Annotated in this window: 13 protein-coding genes; 9 read left to right on the top strand and 4 right to left on the bottom strand. The window is 52.2% G+C overall.

The features are described 5' to 3' along the window. The first annotated feature begins 8 nt into the window (after positions 1–8). The 8 genes from V4U88_RS09720 (at position 9) to V4U88_RS09685 (ending at position 12,954) form a co-directional block, all read left to right on the top strand. Positions 9–1,328 carry a nucleotide sugar dehydrogenase gene (locus V4U88_RS09720; RefSeq protein ID WP_334073062.1) on the top strand — a complete coding sequence of 440 codons (1,320 nt, stop codon included), beginning with the start codon at positions 9–11 and terminating at the stop codon, positions 1,326–1,328. A gap of 65 nt (positions 1,329–1,393) precedes the next feature. Continuing rightward, positions 1,394–3,205 (top strand): glycosyltransferase, encoded by a 1,812-nt coding sequence (locus V4U88_RS09715; protein WP_334073061.1) that lies wholly within the window; start codon positions 1,394–1,396, stop codon positions 3,203–3,205. A gap of 11 nt (positions 3,206–3,216) precedes the next feature. Continuing rightward, positions 3,217–4,968, top strand: coding sequence for a polysaccharide deacetylase family protein (locus tag V4U88_RS09710; RefSeq protein WP_334073060.1), 1,752 nt, complete (start codon positions 3,217–3,219; stop codon positions 4,966–4,968). A gap of 33 nt (positions 4,969–5,001) precedes the next feature. Beyond that, a complete protein-coding gene (locus V4U88_RS09705; protein ID WP_334073059.1) occupies positions 5,002–6,084 on the top strand; it encodes a glycosyl hydrolase family 18 protein in 1,083 nt (360 codons plus the stop codon). Between the two features lie 89 nt (positions 6,085–6,173). Further along, positions 6,174–6,818: a class D sortase gene (locus V4U88_RS09700; protein ID WP_334073058.1), complete on the top strand. Its 645-nt coding sequence runs from the start codon at positions 6,174–6,176 to the stop codon at positions 6,816–6,818. A 28-nt stretch (positions 6,819–6,846) separates the two neighbouring features. After that, positions 6,847–9,993, top strand: coding sequence for a hybrid sensor histidine kinase/response regulator (locus tag V4U88_RS09695; RefSeq protein ID WP_334073057.1), 3,147 nt, complete (start codon positions 6,847–6,849; stop codon positions 9,991–9,993). After that, positions 9,993–10,640 (top strand): GGDEF domain-containing protein, encoded by a 648-nt coding sequence (locus V4U88_RS09690; RefSeq protein WP_334073056.1) that lies wholly within the window; start codon positions 9,993–9,995, stop codon positions 10,638–10,640. The genes V4U88_RS09695 and V4U88_RS09690 overlap by 1 nt, the downstream gene beginning before the upstream one ends. A gap of 121 nt (positions 10,641–10,761) precedes the next feature. Then, positions 10,762–12,954 (top strand): alpha-galactosidase, encoded by a 2,193-nt coding sequence (locus V4U88_RS09685; RefSeq protein WP_334073055.1) that lies wholly within the window; start codon positions 10,762–10,764, stop codon positions 12,952–12,954. Positions 12,955–13,038: 84 nt separating this feature from the next. Here the strand turns inward: V4U88_RS09685 and V4U88_RS09680 are convergent, their stop codons facing one another. The 3 genes from V4U88_RS09680 to V4U88_RS09670 form a co-directional block, all read right to left on the bottom strand. Then, positions 13,039–13,488, bottom strand: a complete 450-nt coding sequence (locus V4U88_RS09680; protein WP_334073054.1) for a carboxymuconolactone decarboxylase family protein — start codon at positions 13,486–13,488, stop codon at positions 13,039–13,041. 81 nt (positions 13,489–13,569) lie between these two features. Further along, positions 13,570–14,469, bottom strand: a complete 900-nt coding sequence (locus V4U88_RS09675) for a sigma-70 family RNA polymerase sigma factor (RefSeq protein WP_334073053.1) — start codon at positions 14,467–14,469, stop codon at positions 13,570–13,572. A 102-nt stretch (positions 14,470–14,571) separates the two neighbouring features. Next, positions 14,572–15,822: a methyl-accepting chemotaxis protein gene (locus tag V4U88_RS09670; protein WP_334073052.1), complete on the bottom strand. Its 1,251-nt coding sequence runs from the start codon at positions 15,820–15,822 to the stop codon at positions 14,572–14,574. A 422-nt stretch (positions 15,823–16,244) separates the two neighbouring features. On the opposite strand from V4U88_RS09670, the gene V4U88_RS09665 reads away from it, so the two are divergent. Then, positions 16,245–17,669, top strand: a complete 1,425-nt coding sequence (locus V4U88_RS09665; RefSeq protein WP_334073051.1) for an N-acetylmuramoyl-L-alanine amidase family protein — start codon at positions 16,245–16,247, stop codon at positions 17,667–17,669. A gap of 87 nt (positions 17,670–17,756) precedes the next feature. Here V4U88_RS09665 and V4U88_RS09660 read toward each other — a convergent pair whose 3' ends face one another. Next, entirely contained in the window at positions 17,757–20,198 is a 2,442-nt protein-coding gene (locus V4U88_RS09660) for a GH36-type glycosyl hydrolase domain-containing protein (RefSeq protein WP_334073050.1), read from the bottom strand. Positions 20,199–20,241 lie beyond the last annotated feature (43 nt).

The following is a 20,241-nucleotide window of genomic DNA, read 5'->3' as shown; positions in this document are numbered from 1 at the left end:
GTAAGAATATGAACACTGGACTATATGAAAATATCGTCGATCGGCGTGAAAAAATCGCGGTCATCGGCCTCGGGTATGTCGGCCTTCCGATCGCGGTCGCTTTTTCCAAAAAAGCCGAGGTGATCGGCTTCGATGTCAATGTCGCCAAAGTGGCGAGTTATCAGCGGGGAATCGATGTCACGGGGGATCTGGGGGACGAGGCCATATCCGACTGCCGCGTGAAATTTACGTCCGATCCGGCCGATCTTGACGGGGTGCGATGCTTCATTGTGGCGGTGCCGACGCCGGTCAAGAGCGGGAACGTCCCCGACCTGCAGTTCGTGAAGAAGGCCAGCGCGCTGGTCGCCGGAAAGATGAGGCCCGGATCGCTCGTCGTTTTCGAGTCAACGGTCTATCCCGGAGTGACGGAGGAAGTTTGCGTGCCGGTGCTCGAATCGCAATCGGGTCTCCGCTGCGGCACCGATTTCAAGGTCGGCTACTCACCCGAACGGATTAATCCGGGCGACCCGGTTCACCGCCTGGAGAATATCGTGAAGATCGTTTCGGGCAGCGACGAAGAGGCGCTGGGCACCGTTGCGAAGTTGTACGAACTGATCATTGAGGCCGGGGTACACCGGGCCGAAACGATCAAGGTCGCCGAGGCGGCCAAAGTCATTGAAAATGCCCAGCGCGATATCAATATCGCCTTTATGAACGAACTGTCCATGCTGTTTCACGAGATGGATATCGACACGAATGCCGTGCTGCGGGCGGCGGGGACCAAATGGAACTTCCTGAATTTCCGTCCGGGTCTGGTCGGAGGACATTGCATCGGAATCGATCCGTATTATTTAACGTATAAGGCGGAAGACAGCGGATATCATTCCAAAATCATTTTGGCCGGCCGACATGTCAATGACGGCATGGGGAAATATATCGCATTAAACATCATTAAAATGATGGTTCGGGAACGCCTGGATCTGAGCCGGACGAAGGTAGGCATTTTAGGGCTGGCCTTCAAAGAAAATTGCCGGGATATCCGCAACTCCAAAGTCATCGATATCATCCGGGAGCTTCAGGAGTACGGCGTCGAACCGCTTGTCTTCGATCCGCTGGTCGACCCCGCGGAAGCGTGTGAGGAGTATGGCGTGGAGCTATCGGGAGCCGAGGCGCTGAAGGAACTCAATATAGTCGTTGTGGCTGTGGCGCATGATTGTTTTGCCTCAATGGGTCCGATGGAAATCGACAGCATGTGCAGCGACGACCAGCCCAAGGCAATGATCGATATTAAAGGGATTTATGACAAAAACGTGTTCAAACACAAAGGCTTCCATTACTGGAGCCTGTAATATAGCGATTGGGGTTTTCTCAAGTGATCATTAAGAAAAAAGAAAATAAAGAAGAAAAATTAACAATGACTCGAACGGACCGGCGGACGCTTTCGTATGTTCCCGATCCGGAACAGGTCCGCAAGAGCGCGGACCGAAGAGGCTCGCAATTGGCGGGATCCGGGGACGGAGATGTTGATCCGGAGTATATCAACAAGCTGCGGATGTTAAGTTTGCGATATATGGCCGACTTTGAAGTACTGCTCGTGCCGGAGGGCAAGCGGAAAAAAGAGGGAACCCGGGGCAGGGCGGTCGATATCTCGGCAACGGGTCTCTTGATCGAACTGGGGAAAGATGCGGACTTGATGGAAGGAAACCGGGTGAGCGCCCGCTTCCGTATTCCTCCCGGAACGATGCCGGAGGGGTTTGAATCCGCCGTTACCATTGACGCTAAGGTTGTACGCCGTTTTACACGTGAGGACGGGCAGGAAGCCAAGCTCATGTTGGCCGTGGAATTTTCCAAGCCTCTGACTGCTTACTTTCAAAGAAAACGTTGGGGATATTCCGTCTACTCCGCGAGCGCGATCCTTTTTGTAGCCGTCTTGTTTATTATGCTGATGCGCGTGGAGAGTGTCATTTACTTCCGCTACAACCTGGTGCTTTATTTATACAGCTTGATTGCGGCGGCTTTTTTGCTGACCCGCTATTTATTCGGCGCCTTTTACCGCGATGTCCCGATCAATCCCGACTATACGCCGGGCGTTTCTATCATCATCCCTTGCTTTAACGAAGAAGAATGGATCAGCAGGACGATCATGAGCTGTATCAATCAGGACTATCCGGTGGACAAGCTGGAGGTGATTGTGGTGGATGATCGTTCCACGGACGGTTCGGTGAGCCATATTCGACAAACCGTGGAGTTGATTCATAACGAGGCGGAGCGCTTTGCTACCAGGGATCGGCTGAAGTACACCGTTCTGGAGAAGAACGGCGGAAAGCGGGAGGCGCTGGTCAAAGGGGTCGAGTTGGCCCAACATGATCTCGTCGTCTTCGTTGATTCGGACAGTTTCCTGGAACCTACGGCGATCCGGCATCTGGTCCAGCCTTTTCAAGACCCGAATATGGGCGGCGTGGCAGGGCGGACGGATGTGGAGAACAAATACACGAACACCGTCACCAAGCTTCAGACGGTTCGCTATTATATCGCATTTCGCATAATGAAGGCGGCGGAATCCTGGTTTGACAGCGTCACCTGTCTTTCCGGTCCTTTGTCATGCTACCGGAAGGATCTCATTCAGCAGCATGCCGAGGCCTGGCTGAATCAGAAGTTTCTTGGACAGCCCGCAACCTTCGGGGATGACCGGAGCATGACCAACTTTATATTGAAAACGCATCGGACGGCATACCAGGATTCCGCGATCTGCTCCACGATCGTTCCTTCGAAGATGGACGTATTTCTGAAGCAGCAAATGCGGTGGAAACGTTCCTGGCTTCGCGAATCGCTCCGGGCCGCGACGTTTATTTGGCGGAAGGAGCCTTTTATGGCCTTATTTTTCTACATAGGTTTAATCGTGCCGATCGCCGCGCCGGTTGTTGTGCTGTATAACCTCGTTTACGTACCGGCGGTTTACCGCGTTTTCCCCACGACCTTCCTGTTGGGGTTATTGATGATGGCTTTGCTGATGAGTTTGGCGCACCTGATGTTCCGGAAGAGCCGGCTTTGGGTATTCGGCTTCGTCTTCTGTGTCTTTTATGAGTTCATCTTGCTCTGGCAGATGCCTGTAGCTTGGGTGACCTTCTGGAAGTCCACTTGGGGAACGCGGGAAACGCCGCAGGACATAGAGGCCAGGAAGAAGAAAGAAGCACGGAAACTTAAAAATAAAAACCGAGTCAAGTGAGGATGGCAGACATGGTAAAGAAAAAACAAGGTTCTGCCCTGGATGTACGCAGAAAAAACACGAAGAAGCTGGTCAAAACGTTGATCCAGTCCGTCATATTGGTCTTGTTGGGGGTCGTTTTGTTTCATGCTGTGTTTGATGTAGAGACTTATCAGGAGCCCGACCGGGCGAAATGGCAGCAGCAGGGCGGGTTTATCGCCCTGTCCTATTTCGGTGTGGGGCGTTCCGGGACCTCCAAATTGGTGGACAAAAGCGACCTGGACGAGCAGCTTCGGGTGCTGCACGATTTGGGCTATCAGACGATATCGCAGCAGGATATCATGAACTTTTATACGAAAGGCAAACCGCTTCCGGACAAGGCGCTGTTCCTGTCCTTCGAAGACGGGAGAAATGATTCGAGTTTGTTTGCCCGTCCGATGCTGGAGAAGTATAATTTTAAGGCGACATTTTTTTCCTATGCCGACAAGCTGGGAGACAATAAAGAGCGGAAATTCGTCCAGCCGGAAGAAATGAAGAAGATGGAGAAGACCGGTTTTTGGGAAATGGGGACGAACGGGTACCGTCTCAGCTACATTAATGTGTTCGATAATGATGGCCGTTTTATCGGGATGAAGAACGAGAATGAACTGCGGGATAAGTCCAATGTGGCGTACTATAACCACTATTTAATGGACTTTATTCGGGACGAGAATATGATCCCGGCCGAGAACCGGGATGAGATGAATGCGCGGATCAGCGCCGATTATGAGAATATCCAAGGAATATATACGAAACAGATGGGTTATGTGCCTTCGGTCTATATGATCATGCATGCCAACGCGCTCGGCGAAGGAATGAACCGTCTGGTGACGGAGGCCAACCAGGAAAATATCCGTCAACTGTTCCAGATTCATTTCAACCGGGAGGGTGAGGCTTATAATTCCAAAAGTGCCGATATTCTCAATCTGACCCGGCTTCAGCCCGCACCTTATTGGTCGACGAACCATCTTTTAATGAGGCTGCGGGAGGATACGGGCGAAGCGCTGCCGTTCATAACCGGAAATGAGGAGGATGCCGGACAGTGGAACGTCAAGGATGGGGCGGCGCAGTTTAAAGATCATGAGCTGATTCTGACCTCCCCGCCGGGAAGAAGCGGATGGCTCGAATTAAAGGAACCGGCAAAGAGCGGGAATTTGCACTTTTCCGCCAAAGTGACCGGAAATGTGGTGGGCAAGCAGAGCATTTATGTCCGGTATGACCGTGCGAAAGATTCTTATATCCGGGTCACTTTGGACAACAACACCCTTCAAGTGGAACAGAAGAAATCCGGTGCCGATCCTGAAGTCTTGCTTGCGCGCAAGCTGGACGCCGTCTCCTGGTCATCCGAAGATCTGAGCTTTGACAAGGCTTCCGTCTATACGTATGAGCAGACCTCGGCCGGAGTGAATAAGGATGACGATGCCCATCCGATCAATATCAATGACGAGCGGCAGGTCGACATTTCGCTGGACGGCGGTTCCTTGACTGTGCGGGTGGACGACGAGGCGATGCTGGACAAGCGGCAGATCGATGATTCCATACGATCCGGTACGGTGGCTGTCGAAGCGGAATACAACGAGAAGAATAAGAAGGAAAATATCTACGATGCCCGGTTTGAAAATATGGAGATTACAGCGGGTGACCAGGTTCTGTTCAGCAATGCCCCCCATGGCTGGCAAGGGGCGGCTGACCGCGTAAAAGCGGCGGTAAACGCCGCTGTTGACTGGGCGATCGAAACATTCTAGGTTGATTACATCAACGCAAGTGGAGGTGGGCTAATGCCTGCAGGCAGAGGAACGCGAATCGCCCTGGCGGGAGCCGGAGCGCTGCTGTTGGTCGGAGCCGCCGCCGTCTGGTTCTCTCTGCGGGGAGAGACCGGCCGCGACAAGCCGGACCCCATTCCGGCGGACCGGGCGGAATTTTCCGCCTGGCTCGTCGATTGGCAGTTGGATGCCGGTATGGAGGAAGCGCAAAAGCTGGCGGGCGGCCCCCCGCAAGGGCTGCAGTTGTTTGCCGCTTATTTTGATGAAACGGACGCGTTATACTTCAGCGAGGATATGAAAAAGGCGCTGTCCCGAATAACCGAGCTCCGTGCCGAACCCGCCGCCGAGATCGGATTAACCCTCGTTAACGACATCGTCCGGACGGACGGGAGCTCGGCGCAAAAGGATGCGGACCTGGTCACCCGCCTGGTGGCTACCGAGGAAAGCCGCGGCCGACATATCAGGCAAATCATCGATACTCTTGAAGAACATGGATTGAATCGGGTGGAAATCGATTACGAAAAGATCAACAAGGAAGACTGGACGTCCGTCAGCCTTTTTTATGAAGAGCTCTACGAACAGCTGAAGGCGCAAGGGAAAACACTTCGCATCGTGCTGGAGCCGAAAGCTCCGGTTGAATCTGTGACGCTTCCGGAAGGGCCCGAATATGTCATGATGGCTTATAACTTATTTGGAAGCCATAGCGGTCCCGGGCCCAAAGCAGACCTCGCATTCATCCGTAAGGTGTCCGGCAAACTGAAAAGCCTTCCCGGAAAGCCGGTCATCGCGCTTGCCGCCGGCGGCTTCGACTGGTCGGCGTCCGGAGAAGTGACGGCCGTGACCGAGAAGAAAGCGAAGGAGCTGGCGCAAGCGGAAGGGGCCTCTCTGCAGAGGGACAAAGACAGCGGCAGTCTGCACTTTGAATACCGCTCGAAGGATGGGGAGCAGCATACCGTATGGTTTGCCGACCGGATGACCCTTAACAGCTGGGTACAAACGGCTCGGGAAGAAGGCATAAACAGCTTCTCGCTGTGGCGATTGGGAGAACTGGCCGAGGATACGCTGGAATACTGGAAAGAAGGAACGGCCGGCTCTTGACCCGGTATTCCTTCTTTTTTCGTTGAGAAATTGTAGAGCCGGGTGCGTTAAGCTGATTTCAACAACATAGTCAAAGGTGGACAAAACCGATGCGAAAGTGGCCTTACTTGCTCATCATTGCGGGGTTGATTCTGATTGCGGCTCCTTACGCCATAGAATGGAATGCCAATCGGGAGGAGAAGAAGCTGCTTCAGGAAGCGGAAGCACTCCAGAGGTTAAGGGACACCGGAGGTCCGAACTCCGAACTGGCGGCAGGATATGAACGAGTGTCCCGGCTGCTTGAACAAGATCACGGGGAAGAAGAAGCTCCGCCCCCTGTGGCCAAGGAAACTGTGAAGGAGGGGACTCTGGCGACGATCGAAATTGAAAAGATTGATTTAAAGCTTCCCGTGCTTGAGGGGGCGACCCAGAAAAACATGAAACACGCGGCTGCGCATATGATGGAGACGGTGCCTTTTGGTCAAGTCGGCAATGCGGCGGTGGCCGCCCACCGTGCCCGAACCAAGGGGAGACTTTTTAACCGCTTGAATGAAGTGGAGATTGGAGATAAGATCAGGATAAGCACGATGGACGGGACCTATGAATATACCGTCTATGATACTTCGGTAGTTGAACCTACGGATTTGTCCGTGCTTGAAGGAAATGGCCAAGATAAAATCCTCACCCTGATTACTTGTCACCCCTTAAAGAATCCAACGCATCGGCTGATCATTCAAGCCAGAATCGAGTCCTAGGGGTACACTTCGAAAGGAATGGAACCGATTGCCGCTCGCACCTCTCAAGCTGAACTCCAAGCGAAAGATGCTTCTGTATTTGCTCCTCTTTATTTTGCTCCTTCTGGGCCTTCGGTTATTATGGTTCCAATTCCGGATGATTCCGGAGCATCCGCAAGCGGAGCATGGAATCCAGAATTTGCGGGAATGGAATTTCTCCGATAACCAGGTGATTACGTTAAATGGAGAGTGGGAGTTTTATCCCGGGGTCTTCGTGGAGCCGGAAACGTTCTTGAAGTCGGAGGGCAGGTTGGATCAACAATTCATTCATGTCCCGGCGAATTGGGTCAATCAGTCCGAACTCTACCGTAAACATAAATTTGCCACTTATCATTTGCGCGTACTTCTTAAAGACAGTGAGTTATTGTACGGTATGCGCATCTACAGCATCGATACGGCGTCCAAACTGTTCGTCAACGGAAAGTTGCTGAAGCAGGCCGGGAACCCGGGCGAAAGCGCCCCGGACAGCCAATCGAGCAATATCCCGTACTCCGTGCTGTTCAAATCGGACAGGCCTTATCTGGATATCGTGATTCACGTTTCGAATCACGAGTACTCGGGGAAGGGCGGCATCAACCAGTCCATCAAGTTCGGAATGGCGGAGGCCATAACCCGGGAAGAATTTTTCACCAAAACGATGCAAATCATCGTCACGATTGTGATGCTGCTGCACGGCCTTTGCGCCTTGATTCTGCTAATGATGGGGTATCGCGGAAAAGGGCTGGTTTATTTTGCCGTAATGAACGTTTTTGCGGTTCTGTCCGTGCTGTCGGAGGACGATCGGATGCTGATCGCTTGGCTGCAGCTGGATGTCGTGTGGTCCGTGAAATTAAGGCTCGTGATTTATATGGCTCTGGCCTTATTTATCACCTTGTGCACAAGGTCTTTGCTGGAGGAACGCAAATTAAAAACACCGATTCGCGCTCTTACAGCTCTGGGTATGGTCAGTATGCTTATCACGTTGTGCCTGCCGGTGGAGTATGTTACCTACTTCCGGCTCCTGCTGCTCGCGCTCAACGTAGGTATGAGCCTTCTCGTGACAATGACGATTGTAAATGTGATCCGCAGCGGGGAGAAGACGGCGTTTTCCTTCCTCCTGGCGGCAACGGCCCTGTCGATGAATATTTTGATCGGTGGAGTTGTCAAAGCTCGGTTTTGGCAGGATATGCCCTACTATCCGGTAGACCTTGTCATTGCGTTTCTCAGCTTTGCTTCCTTTTGGTTTATCCGGTTCAGCCAAACTTCGATCCGTGCCGGAAAGCTGGCGGAACAACTGCTTAAGGCGGACAAGCAAAAGGATGACTTTCTGGCCAATACGTCTCATGAACTGCGCAATCCGCTTCACGGCATGATCAATATGGCGCAGACGGTCCTGGATGAGGAAGGGAGCCGTCTTCGGCCTCAGCACCGGGACAAACTGCAACTGCTCGTCACCGTCGGCCAGCGGATGTCTTTGCTGCTGAACGATTTGCTGGACGCTACGCTTCTGCGGAACCGAGACGTTCGGCTGCAAAAACAGAGCGTCAATTTGGAGGGCATAGTGGCCGGGGTGTTCGATATGGTGCGTTACTTAACCGAAGGCAAGCCGGTGGCCTTGGAACAGAGATTTCAAACCCCGTTCCCTAACGTCATTGCCGATGAGAATCGTCTGGTTCAAATTTTGTTCAATCTGGTGCATAACGCCATAAAATATACTCGTGAAGGAAAGGTGACCGTGGAAGCCGAGATCAAAGAGGAGACCGTCTGCATTCATGTGAAGGATACGGGAATGGGGATGGATCGGGAAACCCTGGAAAGGATCTTTGAGCCTTATGAACAAGGAGATTCGGGGATCACGGCGACCGGAGGCGGGATCGGGCTGGGGCTCAGCATTTGCAGGCAGTTGGTTGAGCTACATGGCGGTACGCTCACCGCTCAGTCGGTCCCCGGTCAAGGGTCTGTATTTACATTTACAATCCCGGTGGATCTACAGCACAAGGAGGCTCTGTCGCCCCCGTCGTATCTGGAGGCGGCCGCGAGTGCGGTTGGGATAATTGAAACGTCTCCGTTACAAATCGAGGACCCCGTCATTGAAGAAACCGCGCTTGATTCTCAAGGGTTAGCGGAGGATCGGCCGCATATTTTGGCGGTGGACGACGACCCCATTAATCTGAAGATTTTAGAGGACATGCTGGCTCAGGAGCAATACCATGTCGTTGTCGTCACAAACGGAGAAGACGCTCTTAAACAACTGGAGCTGCGTGAATGGGATCTGGTGATTGCCGATGTTATGATGCCGCAGATGTCCGGCTATGAGCTTACCCGGAAAATCCGCTTCCATTACTCCATCTCCGAACTGCCCGTATTGCTGTTAACGGCCCGGAGCCGGCCGGAAGATGTGTTCACGGGCTTTTCTTCCGGGGCTAACGACTATGTCGCCAAGCCGGTAGGGGCGATGGAGTTGAAAGCGAGAGTGCGGGCTTTGGTTGAGCTCAAGCACTCGATCCATGAACGGCTCCAGATGGAAGCCGCATGGCTCCAAGCTCAAATTCAGCCGCATTTTCTGTTCAATACGTTAAATTCCATCGCTTCCCTCAGCGAAAGCGATCCCGCAAGAATGGTCATTCTGCTCGAGGAATTCGGCAATTATTTGCGGAAGAGCTTCGACTTGAAAAATTTGGAGCGTGTCGTACCGTTGGCGCATGAACTTGAACTTCTCCATTCTTACTTATATATTGAAAAAGAACGCTTCGGGGAGCGGCTCAATATAGATTGGCAGATTCCCGCCTCGGTGGAAGCGGAAATACCGCCTCTCTCCCTTCAAACGTTGGTTGAAAATGCGGTTCGGCACGGTATACTTGCCCGGGCCAGCGGCGGCACGGTAACCATTCGGATTGCGGAATGCCAGGCCGAATGGGAATTCGCGGTATCGGACGACGGGGTGGGCATCGGGGAGGAAACAATGAAGCAGTTGTTGGTCGGAACACTTACACCTCCTGGCGGGGTCGGGCTGATCAATACGGATCGCCGGTTGAAGCAAATTTACGGGCAGGGTTTACAGATTTCCAGCGTCCCCCACCGGGGGACGACCGTGAAATTCCAAGTCCCCAAACAGCGGCAGACAACAAGTAAGGCAGAAATGGGGATGTATAGGTGATGACAATGAATTTATCCGAAATAAACCTGCACTATATTCTTTATGGTTTTGTCTTTATAGTACTGCTCGCTGGAATTTTTTATATCCGTACCCTTTTGGCGGAGAGAAATACGCTGAGGGAGCTGGCGTATCGGGATCCGGTGACCGGGTTGTTAAACCGGAACGGATTCGAACATTTTTGGTCGACCTTTAAAGGCAAGGACAATCTGGCCCTGCTAAGTCTGGATTTAGACCGGTTTAAAGAGATTAACGATTCTTACGGTCATAATGCGGGCGACCAATTGCTCAAGGAGGTCAGCGAGGATTTGCAGCAGGTGACGAATAAAAATTTGCTCGCTTTTCGGATGGGCGGAGACGAATTCTTGTTCATTATGAAAAATCGCGACCCGAACCAGGTTGAGATTCTCGCAGGCTTAATTTTAAGCAAAATCAGCAGGCCCTATCACATTCAAGAGCGGGATATGTCCGTAACGGGCAGTATAGGGATTAGCCTGTGCCATGCTTCCAAAGTGGACCGGGCCCGGATGCTGGAAGAAGCGGACCGGGCGATGTACCATGCCAAACGTTTAGGCAAAAACCGATATTATGTCTTTTCCAGGCCGGCTCCCGATGGGCAGGTTGGCGGGGACAAGGAAAATGTGGTGTGACAAAAAAAGACACAAAAATCCATGTATCAGATCACTTTATTAACGTTACTCCTCCTGGATATCATAGTAGAATGAGGTAAGTGCTAATCCAGATATCATAACCAATCAGGAGGATTTTACTATGCCCATTTTCTTTGATAAAGTTCAGGGTCTGTTCCATCTGCAATCGCAAAATTCCAGCTATTTGATCCAATTGGTGCGTGGCTATCCGGCTCATGTATATTACGGGCCCAAGCTGCGCAACGACGCTAATTTGTCGAACCTGGTGCAGCTTACGGAGAGGGCGTCTTTCTCTCCAAACCCGATTCCGGAGGATAAAAGAATTTCCCTTGACACGCTGCCGCAGGAATACCCCGGATACGGGACCAGCGATTTCCGCAGTCCGGCCTATCAAGTGAAATTGGCCGACGGTACCCGGATTACGGAATTGAATTACAGTTCGCACCGGATCGTTTCCGGAAAGCCGGCTCTCGCGGGATTGCCCGCCGTTTATACGGAAGGAGATTCCGAAGCCGAGACATTGGAACTCGAACTGAGCGATGCGGTTTCCGGGCTAACGGTGACCTTGTTCTATACGGTATTCTCCGATTTTACCGCCATTATCCGTTCGGTGAACATCGCGAACGCGGGCCCTAACACGGTGGAATTGGAACGCGTTTTGAGCGCGTCCCTCGATTTTGCCGACAGCGACTACGACGCCTTGTATCTGTCCGGTGCCTGGGCCCGCGAACGCCATATTCAACGGCGGAAGTTGGCTCCCGGAGTCACGGGGATCAGCAGCCGCAGAGGATCGAGCTCCCACCAGCAAAATCCGTTTATCGCCCTGCTTCGTCCGGATGCCAATGAGCGTCAAGGCGACGTATACGGGTTCAGCCTCGTATACAGCGGCAATTTTGTGGCGGAAGCCGAAGTCGAGCAGTTTGGGACGACACGGCTGCAAATCGGCATCAATCCGTTCGATTTCGGCTGGCGGCTTGAGCCGGGAGACCGCTTCCAGACCCCGGAAGTGGTAATGGTATATTCCGACGAAGGCCTGGGCGGCATGTCGCGGACATACCATCGGTTGTACCGGACCCGGCTCTGCCGCGGACAGCACCGCGATCAAGTGCGGCCGATTCTGGTCAACAACTGGGAGGCGACCTACTTCGATTTCAACGCCGACAAAATCGAGGCCATCGCAAAATCGGGCAGTGAGCTCGGGATCGAGCTGTTCGTGCTGGATGACGGCTGGTTCGGCCGCCGCGACAAGGATAACAGCTCGCTCGGCGACTGGTTTGAGGACCGCCGCAAGCTGCCGGGCGGTCTGGAGGATTTGGCCCGCCGGGTTGAAGCGACCGGTCTGCAATTCGGCCTGTGGGTCGAGCCGGAAATGGTTTCTCCGGACAGCGATCTGTACCGGAGCCACCCGGACTGGTGCCTGCATGTGCCGAACCGCCGCCGGACGGAAGCGCGGGACCAGCTCGTGCTCGATATGTCCCGGGAGGATGTCCGGAACTATCTGTACGAGCGGCTTAGCGATATTTTCCGAAACGTCCCGATTTCGTACGTCAAATGGGATATGAACCGCAATATGACGGAAATCGGCTCCGCGCAAGTTCCGGCCGAACGGCAGAAAGAAATTGCCCACCGTTATATCCTCGGCCTCTATGACCTTATGGAACGTCTGACGAGCGAGTTTCCGGGTATCTTGTTTGAAAGCTGCTCCGGCGGCGGCGGCCGGTTTGATCCGGGCATGCTTTACTATATGCCGCAAACTTGGACCAGCGACGATACCGATGGCGTGGAGCGGTTAAAAATCCAGTACGGTACGAGCCTGGTGTATCCGGTCTCCACGATGGGGGCGCATGTCTCCGCCGTTCCGAATCACCAGGTGGATCGGATCACTTCACTTGCCTTCCGCGGGGATGTCGCTATGTCCGGAAATTTCGGCTACGAACTGGACCTGACCAAGTTCACGCAAGAAGAGAAGGAAACGGCAAAACGCCAGATCGAATTCTACAAGCAAATCCGCGGCCTGGTGCAGCAAGGCGACCTCTACCGCTTGCGCAGCCCGTTTGAGGGCAATGACACTTCCTGGATGTTTGTGAGCGGTGATCGGGAAGAGGCGCTGCTGTTCTACTTCCGCGTGTTGGCGGAACCGAATGCGCCGCTGCGCAGCGTAAAGCTGGAGGGGCTGGATCCGGTCAAAAACTACCGGTTAGAGCCAAGCGGAGAGGTGTTCGGCGGGGATCGTATGATGCACGCGGGCATACCGGTATCTTCTCTGCATGGTGATTTTTCGAGCATGTGGGTGCGTTTGACAGCCGTACAATAATCTTTAGTTTTGGTGTGATCATAATACACAGAAAGCCTGGAGCGTGGCTCCAGGCTTTCTTGTTGTACGGGGAGAACAGCGGCATTATTTGTCCATGCACCCGGGAAACATCCCCGTGGAAATGGCGATGCGATTCCAGGCATTGATCAGGTTGATGGCAAAAATCAGATCGACGTATTCCTTCTCGCTGTAAAAACTCCGCACGCGTTGATACAGTTCCTCCGGCACACCCTCCTTGGAGATGAGGGTAACAGCTTCGGTCAGTTCCAGCACGGCTTTTTCCCGGTCGCTGTAGCACGGGGACTCCTTCCAGACGCTGATTAAAGCGATCCGCTGTTCGGATTCGCCCATCTTCCGCAGTTCCTCGGTGTGCATGTTGAGGCAAAAAGCGCAGCCGTTGATTTGCGAAGCTCGAATTTTGATCAGTTCATACGCAACCCGGTCCAATCCGCTTTCCTTGACGCGATTCTCCAATTGAGTCATGGCCCGGTAAACCTCCGGATTCACAGCGTAATGGTTCAGTCTCATTTTCATGGCAAATCCCTCCCAATGGTCTGTTTATGATTTACAAAGATAAGACAAAGAAGGAAGGGATTTTGTGACCGGACCGTAAAATTAATGAGACACAAGCAGGGAAAGAGGAGGAGCCAGCGCTAATTTATCCGGGTTGGTAACCAAATACATATTCTGGATTCGCCCGTCGGCATCCCCTTCAAAAGCGATGGCTTTGACGGGTTGGCCTTCTTGATAAAGGAGTAGTCCCCAGTCTCCGTTTAAGAGTACCGGCACCAAATTGCCGGATAAAGCTCCTTTACGCAAAATGCCGTTCCAAAAGGCCATAATCCGTTTCCGGGTATAGATCGGACGCAGCGCCGACCGCACTTTTCCGCCGCCATCGCTCCAAAGGACGGCATCCTCGCGTATCATCGCCAGCAGGGGGGAGAACTCCCCTTGCCGGGAGGCTTGAAGAAAAGCCTGAACCCATTTGGAAACCCGGTCCCCCGGAACCTGCGCTTCGTCCAGCCCGCTAAGGTTCAGTTTTTTCCGGGCCCGGCTCAGCAGTTTTCGGCAGGCGGCCTCGGTTTTGTTCAGGATGGATGCTATTTCCTGATAATCCACTGCGAATGACTCCCGCAGAACAACCACGGCCCGCTCTTCAGGGGAAAGCCGCTCCAACATAACCAAAAAGGCATATGAAACCTGCTCCTCGCAGAGCACGGAATCATCCATTCCGGAGGAGATTTGAAAAAGCGGCTCGGGAAGCCATGTCCCCGGATATGTTTCGCGGGAAAACCGCGGGGACTTCAGCACATTCAAACTGCGATTGACGACGGCTTGCCGAAAGTAAGGCAGCGGATTCCGCACATGTTCAAATGAAGTGGGGGTTTCCATCAAGGAAGTAAAGGTGTCCTGGACGATATCCTCCGCTTCTGCCCATGAACCCGTTAACCGATAGGCCATGGCTATGAATGACGATTTATGTCCGCGGTAAAATTCTTCCCATGGCGTTGACATGAAACGGTTGTCTCCTTTCAATACGTTCTATCGATTTGATTATCCCAATATACCAAAAAAAAGACCGCCGTGTCTCAAAAATAGACGGCGGTTTAAGTCATTTTAGAATTTGAAGATATGTATCGTCTTTTGCAACTGGAATACCGCGTTCTTCATTTCTTCGGCTTCATCGGCCATCGCCTGAATCGACGTAATCTGTTCATTCATAGAAGCGGAAACCTGCTCGGTTCCGGCCGCCGACTGCTGCGTGATCGCTGAAATATTCTGGATGGCCGACGAAATATGCTGGGCGCCTTCCAGCATCGCTTCGCTTTCCTGGGAGAAGACGGAAATTTGCTCCGAAATATATTGAACACTATCTACGATTTGCTGAAAGACGCGTTCCGCTTCCCGGATCATCTCATTCTGCTTGCGTACGACGTCTTCATTGATTTTGATATTTTGTCCGGCCCGCACAACATCCTGCTCAATGCTGCGGACGAGGCTAAACACCTCTTTGGTGGAAGCGGTGGACTCCTCGGCCAGCTTGCGGACCTCATGCGCGACTACGGCAAAGCCGGCACCGTGTTCGCCCGCCCGCGCTGCCTCGATCGAAGCATTCAGGGAGAGAAGGTTGGTTTGCTCCGCGATTTCCGAGATCGTACTCGTAATCTTCGTGATCCCCCGGGCATTTTGAGCCAACGCCTCGATGGACTCGGCCACGCGGTTGGTCGCTTCAATATTGCGCCGCATCCCCTCGGCCTGCTGTGCTACCGACTCCTGCCCCCGCTCCACGAGATTCAGCATCTCCATGGAGCGCTGGTTCATCTCTCGCGTAGAACCGGCATAATTACTCACTTTAAGCTCGATTTCACCGATCGAACCTTTCATTCCGGTGACATCCTCGGAGATTTCGTTGGCCCCGAGCGCGAGCTCGTTCGACGATTGGGTCACCTGGGTCATGACGCGGATGAGCTCCTGGTTCCGGTCGGCGATCGACCTGCTGGAATCCATCACTTTCCGGGTGATTTCCGAGGTTTCTTGCAGAATTTTACGCAGTTTGTCGGCCATGTTGTTGAAGGCGCGGTTCAGTTCTTCCATGCCCCCGGTTTCCATGATCCGAACGGTGAAATCCCCTTTGGCGATTTTGGCGGACGCGTTTGAAATGTCGTCGAAAGAGCCGGTCAAAGACTTCTGAACGTAAACGGTAAGCGGGTAAGTAAGCGCTCCCAATACAATGATCAAAATAATTCCCGCCAGCAGTTTCCCGACGACCACAAACAAAACCAGCGTAGGCACGGCAAACATGGCGGCCACCATATAGCAGGCGGCGGAGATTTTTTTGGATAGAGGAAGTCCGTTGAACCATGTCATAAGTATGATGCCTCCCTTGAAAAATAGGATATATCTACCATTGATTATATCACCGACTATGAAATGAGGATAGGTCTTTTATCTAGCGTCCCATCAGACAACCTTTTTCGCATAGCCCCGTGGATCGTCCTAAATACCTGCAGATTTGCATCTTTTGGATTTGGAAATGCGCTCGGCACCTTGATAGCCGGGGGCTTAATACAGATTCGGATGTCTGTGGGCCTCAGACTGCAATAATCGATTAGAAGCAAAACAAATTTTGCAAAATAATGTAGTTTTAGAAGGGAAGGTATATATTCATGTAGAAATATCCATGATGACAATTTGTTGATTACACTACTTAGCAAGGGGGGGCAGACCTTTGTGGCCAAATAAAAGCCATAACAAAATCATAGATTGCGACGATTAATAGAGGTGTGAAAATGAAAAAGGCATTTTTTTTATATTTTTTAAGTTTGATTTTCTTAATCGTTCTCTTCCCGTATGAAATTCATGCAAAAGCCGCTTCATCAAAAATCGTACTGGATGGCCAGGAAATAGTTCTTCCAGAAGGCGTGGAAGTTGCCAGTATAAATAATAACGTGATGATCCCCATAAGAGTCGTGGCTGAAAATTTACAATTTAATGTAAAGTGGGAGCAAAAGACGCAAAACGTTAAAATTGAAAATAATTCGAATACGATCTCTTTAAAAGTGGGTCAAAAAGAAGCTAAAGTCACCAATAAGCAAGTTTTGCTAAATACCGCACCCCTGGTGCAAAAGAATACAGTTTTAGTTCCGATTCGTTTCGTCAGTGAACAAATGGGGCTCGAGGTAAATTGGAATAATGCCGACAAGACAGTATATCTTGCAAGTAAAGAAGAAAATGTTATTCCGCCCAAAGATCATACCGATGACTCATTAACATATATAAACGAAATCCAATTTAACGATAATCAGCTTGTTATTTCCATGAACGGGCAAGTTACTCCAAGCCTATTTTCGCTGCCGGACCCTAAAAGGATCGTAATCGATTTGCCGAATACCGCATTTGCGGATACGTTCCAGTCAGTGGATGCCGGCCTAAACGGGAGATTGGACGTAAGCGGAAATTCACAGATAGCAGACATTAGATATTCACTGTTTAATCAAGATCCAAAGCAAGTCCGGATCGTTGTTGAGTTAAACGAGGATCAAAACATGCCGCTTAACTATGAATTTAATGAAGGCAACCTAATCGTTAATTTAAACCATCCGGAGAATACTACCGATCCTCTAGATCCTGCTGACCCTGTTAATCCTCAAAATCCTGTTGCCGAACCGGGAATGAAAACGGTAGTGATTGACGCGGGACATGGCGGCAGCGATCCGGGGACAACCAGCTACAGCAAGAGAGCCGAAAAGGAATTTACTTTACCGTTAGCCTTGAAAGTCCAGGAGTTACTTTTACGGGAGCCCGGGATTCATCTCGTAATGACTCGTGAAAGCGATGTTTATCCTACCCGTTCAGAGCGCGTGGCGTTGGCCAATGAAGGAAATGCCGATGTCTTTGTCTCGATTCATGGCAATAGTGTGCCCTCCTCACCGCAAACGACCGGAACGGAAACATTTTATTATAAGCGGAGCAGCAGCAAACAATTAGCCGAATCTATTCATAAGCGGTTGGTGGAAGCCATGGGTTTAAAAGACCGAGGAGTCAAGGACGGTAATTATCAGGTCATTAGAGAGACCCATATGGCTGCGGTTCTTTTGGAGGTCGGGTTTCTAAGCAACCCGTCGGATGAGGAAGCGATGTTTTCCGAGGATATGCAATACAAGGCGGCCCAAGCTATTGTCGATGGTATAAAAGAGTATTTGAATCTTACATAAACGTGAGGCAGAACAATAATGCGTGCCCGCGTGATATGTGGTAAAAAAACAGGGAAGGGGAGAAAATCCCCTTCCCTGTTTTTTTAGTTAGCCTAAGACCACTTCAACCTGGTGCACGCCGCCGTCGCCGATCGGAGCGATAATGTTGCCTTCCACCGCTTGACCGTCGACCGTCATGCTCTTGACGCCTTTAGAAACGCGGCCCGGATTCAGCACTTTGATCACAAAGATGTCGCCGCGGAATACGCGGGTAATCTCGAACTCATCCCATGCGGCAGGGATGCAAGGCTCAACCTTCAGGCCGCGGAAGTCCGGCTGGATGCCCAGGATCGCCTGAGTAATCGCCACATAGTTCCAAGCGGCGGTTCCCGTCAGCCAGGAGTTCTTCGCCTCCCCGTGACGAACCGCGTCTTTACCGGCGATCATCTGCGAATATACATACGGCTCCATCCGGTGGATTTCGCTGATGTCCTCCAGATAAGCCGGAGCGATCTTCGAATAAACTTCAAACGCTCTGTCCCCGTGGCCAAGCACGGTTTCCGCGATCATGATCCACGGGTTGTTGTGGCAGAAAATGCCGGCGTTTTCCTTATACCCTGGCGGATATGTGGAGATTTCGCCCAGGTTCAAGTAGTACTTGGAGTAAGGAGGCTGCTGCAGCACGATGCCGTATTTGGTGTCGAGCCTTTCCTTCACGGAGGTCATCGCCTGGTCGGCAAGTCCTTCCTCCACACCGATACCGGCCATAACGCAGATCCCTTGCGGCTCGATAAAGATTTGGCCTTCCTCGTTCTCTTTGCTGCCGATTTTTTGGCCGTAGTGGTCATAAGCGCGCAGGAACCATTCGCCGTCAAAGCCGTGTTCCAGCGTAACGGAGCGCATTTTTTCCATATGGGCCACCGCTGCGGAAGCTTCGTCTTCCAGGCCGCGCATCCGGCAGATTTCCGCAAAATCCGGGCTGACAAACACAAACAATCCGGCGATAAATACCGATTCCGCCGTGCGTCCGGCGATGTTCTCCGTCGTCTGGAACGATTCGCCCGGCTCTTTGGAGAAGCAGTTCAGATTCAGGCAGTCGTTCCAGTCCGCCCGGCCGATCAGCGGCAAGCCGTGAGGCCCGAGGTTATGGATGACATGATAATAGGAACGCTTCAAGTGCTCGAACAGGGTTGCCGTGTTGTTCGGATTGCTGTCAAACGGCACCTGTTCATCCAGAATGCTAACGTCTCCGGTCTCTTTAATGTAAGCCGCCGTTCCGAGAATGAGCCAGAGCGGGTCGTCGTTAAATCCGCTGCCCACTTCGTTGTTGCCTTTCTTGGTCAACGGCTGGTATTGGTGATAAGCGCTGCCGTCCTCAAACTGCGTGGCGGCGATATCGAGAATCCGCTCTCTGGCGCGTTCCGGAATTTGGTGTACGAAGCCGAGCAGGTCCTGGTTCGAATCCCGGAAGCCCATGCCGCGGCCGATGCCGGATTCGAAATAGGAGGCGGAGCGGGACATGTTGAACGTCACCATGCACTGGTACGGATTCCAAATATTGACCATCCGGTTCAACTTATCATCGCCGCTGTTGATTTGATATTTGGAGAGCAGTCCATTCCAATAGGCGGCAAGCTCTTCCATCGCGCGATCCACGTCGGCATCCGTGGCGAATTTCTCGATCATGGCGAGCGCCGGTTTTTTATTGATGACGCTAGGCGCTTCCCATTTGTCTTCCTCCGGCACTTCCACATAGCCCAAAATAAAGACAAGGCTTTGCTCCTCGCCCGGCGCCAGGTTCAGCTTCACTTCGTGGGAACCGATCGGAGACCAGCCGCTGGCTACGGAATTGTTCGCTTTGCCCTGGACGACCGCTTGCGGTTCATGAAGGCCGTTATAAAGACCGACGAACGATTCGCGGTCCGTGTCGAACCCGTCGATGGCCCGGTTGACGGAATAGAACGCGTAGTGGTTTCTGCGTTCGCGGTATTCGGTTTTGTGATAAATGACGGAGTCCTTCACTTCCACTTCGCCGGTGCTGAGATTACGCTGGAAGTTTGTCATGTCGTCCTGGGCGTTCCACAGGCAGAATTCGGCAAAAGAGAAGAGGGAGACCGTTTTGGCCGCCGCGCTCGTATTTTTGACGGTCAAGCGATGAACTTCACCGTTGTAGCCGAGCGGAATGAAGGCCAGTTGAGTCACGGAGACGCCGCCGCGCTCGCCCGTAATCGAGGTATAGCCGAGACCGTGGCGGCACTCGTAAAAGTCCAGATCTCGCTTCACCGGCATCCAGCCCGGCGTCCAGAAATCCTGCGTATCATGATCGCGGAGATAGTAGTAACGTCCGCCGGTGTCCAGCGGGATATTGTTGTAACGGTAACGCGTCAGCCGGCGCAGGCGGGCGTCGCGGTAAAAGGTATAGCCGCCGGCCGTATTGGAGATCAGACCAAAAAATTGCTCGTTGCCCAAATAGTTGATCCAAGGATACGGGGTCTGCGGGGTGCTGATGACATATTCTTTGCGAACGTCGTCAAAATGTCCGAATTTCATGAATTAATGCTCTCCCTTCGTTTGTGAACGCGCGTTTATTTTG

Source organism: Paenibacillus sp. A14, from assembly GCF_036864815.1.
GTDB classification, from domain to species: Bacteria; Bacillota; Bacilli; order Paenibacillales; family Paenibacillaceae; genus Fontibacillus; species Fontibacillus sanfengchensis.
Note: the sequence above shows the minus strand (reverse complement) of the source record. Positions and strands in the feature narration are given on the sequence as shown.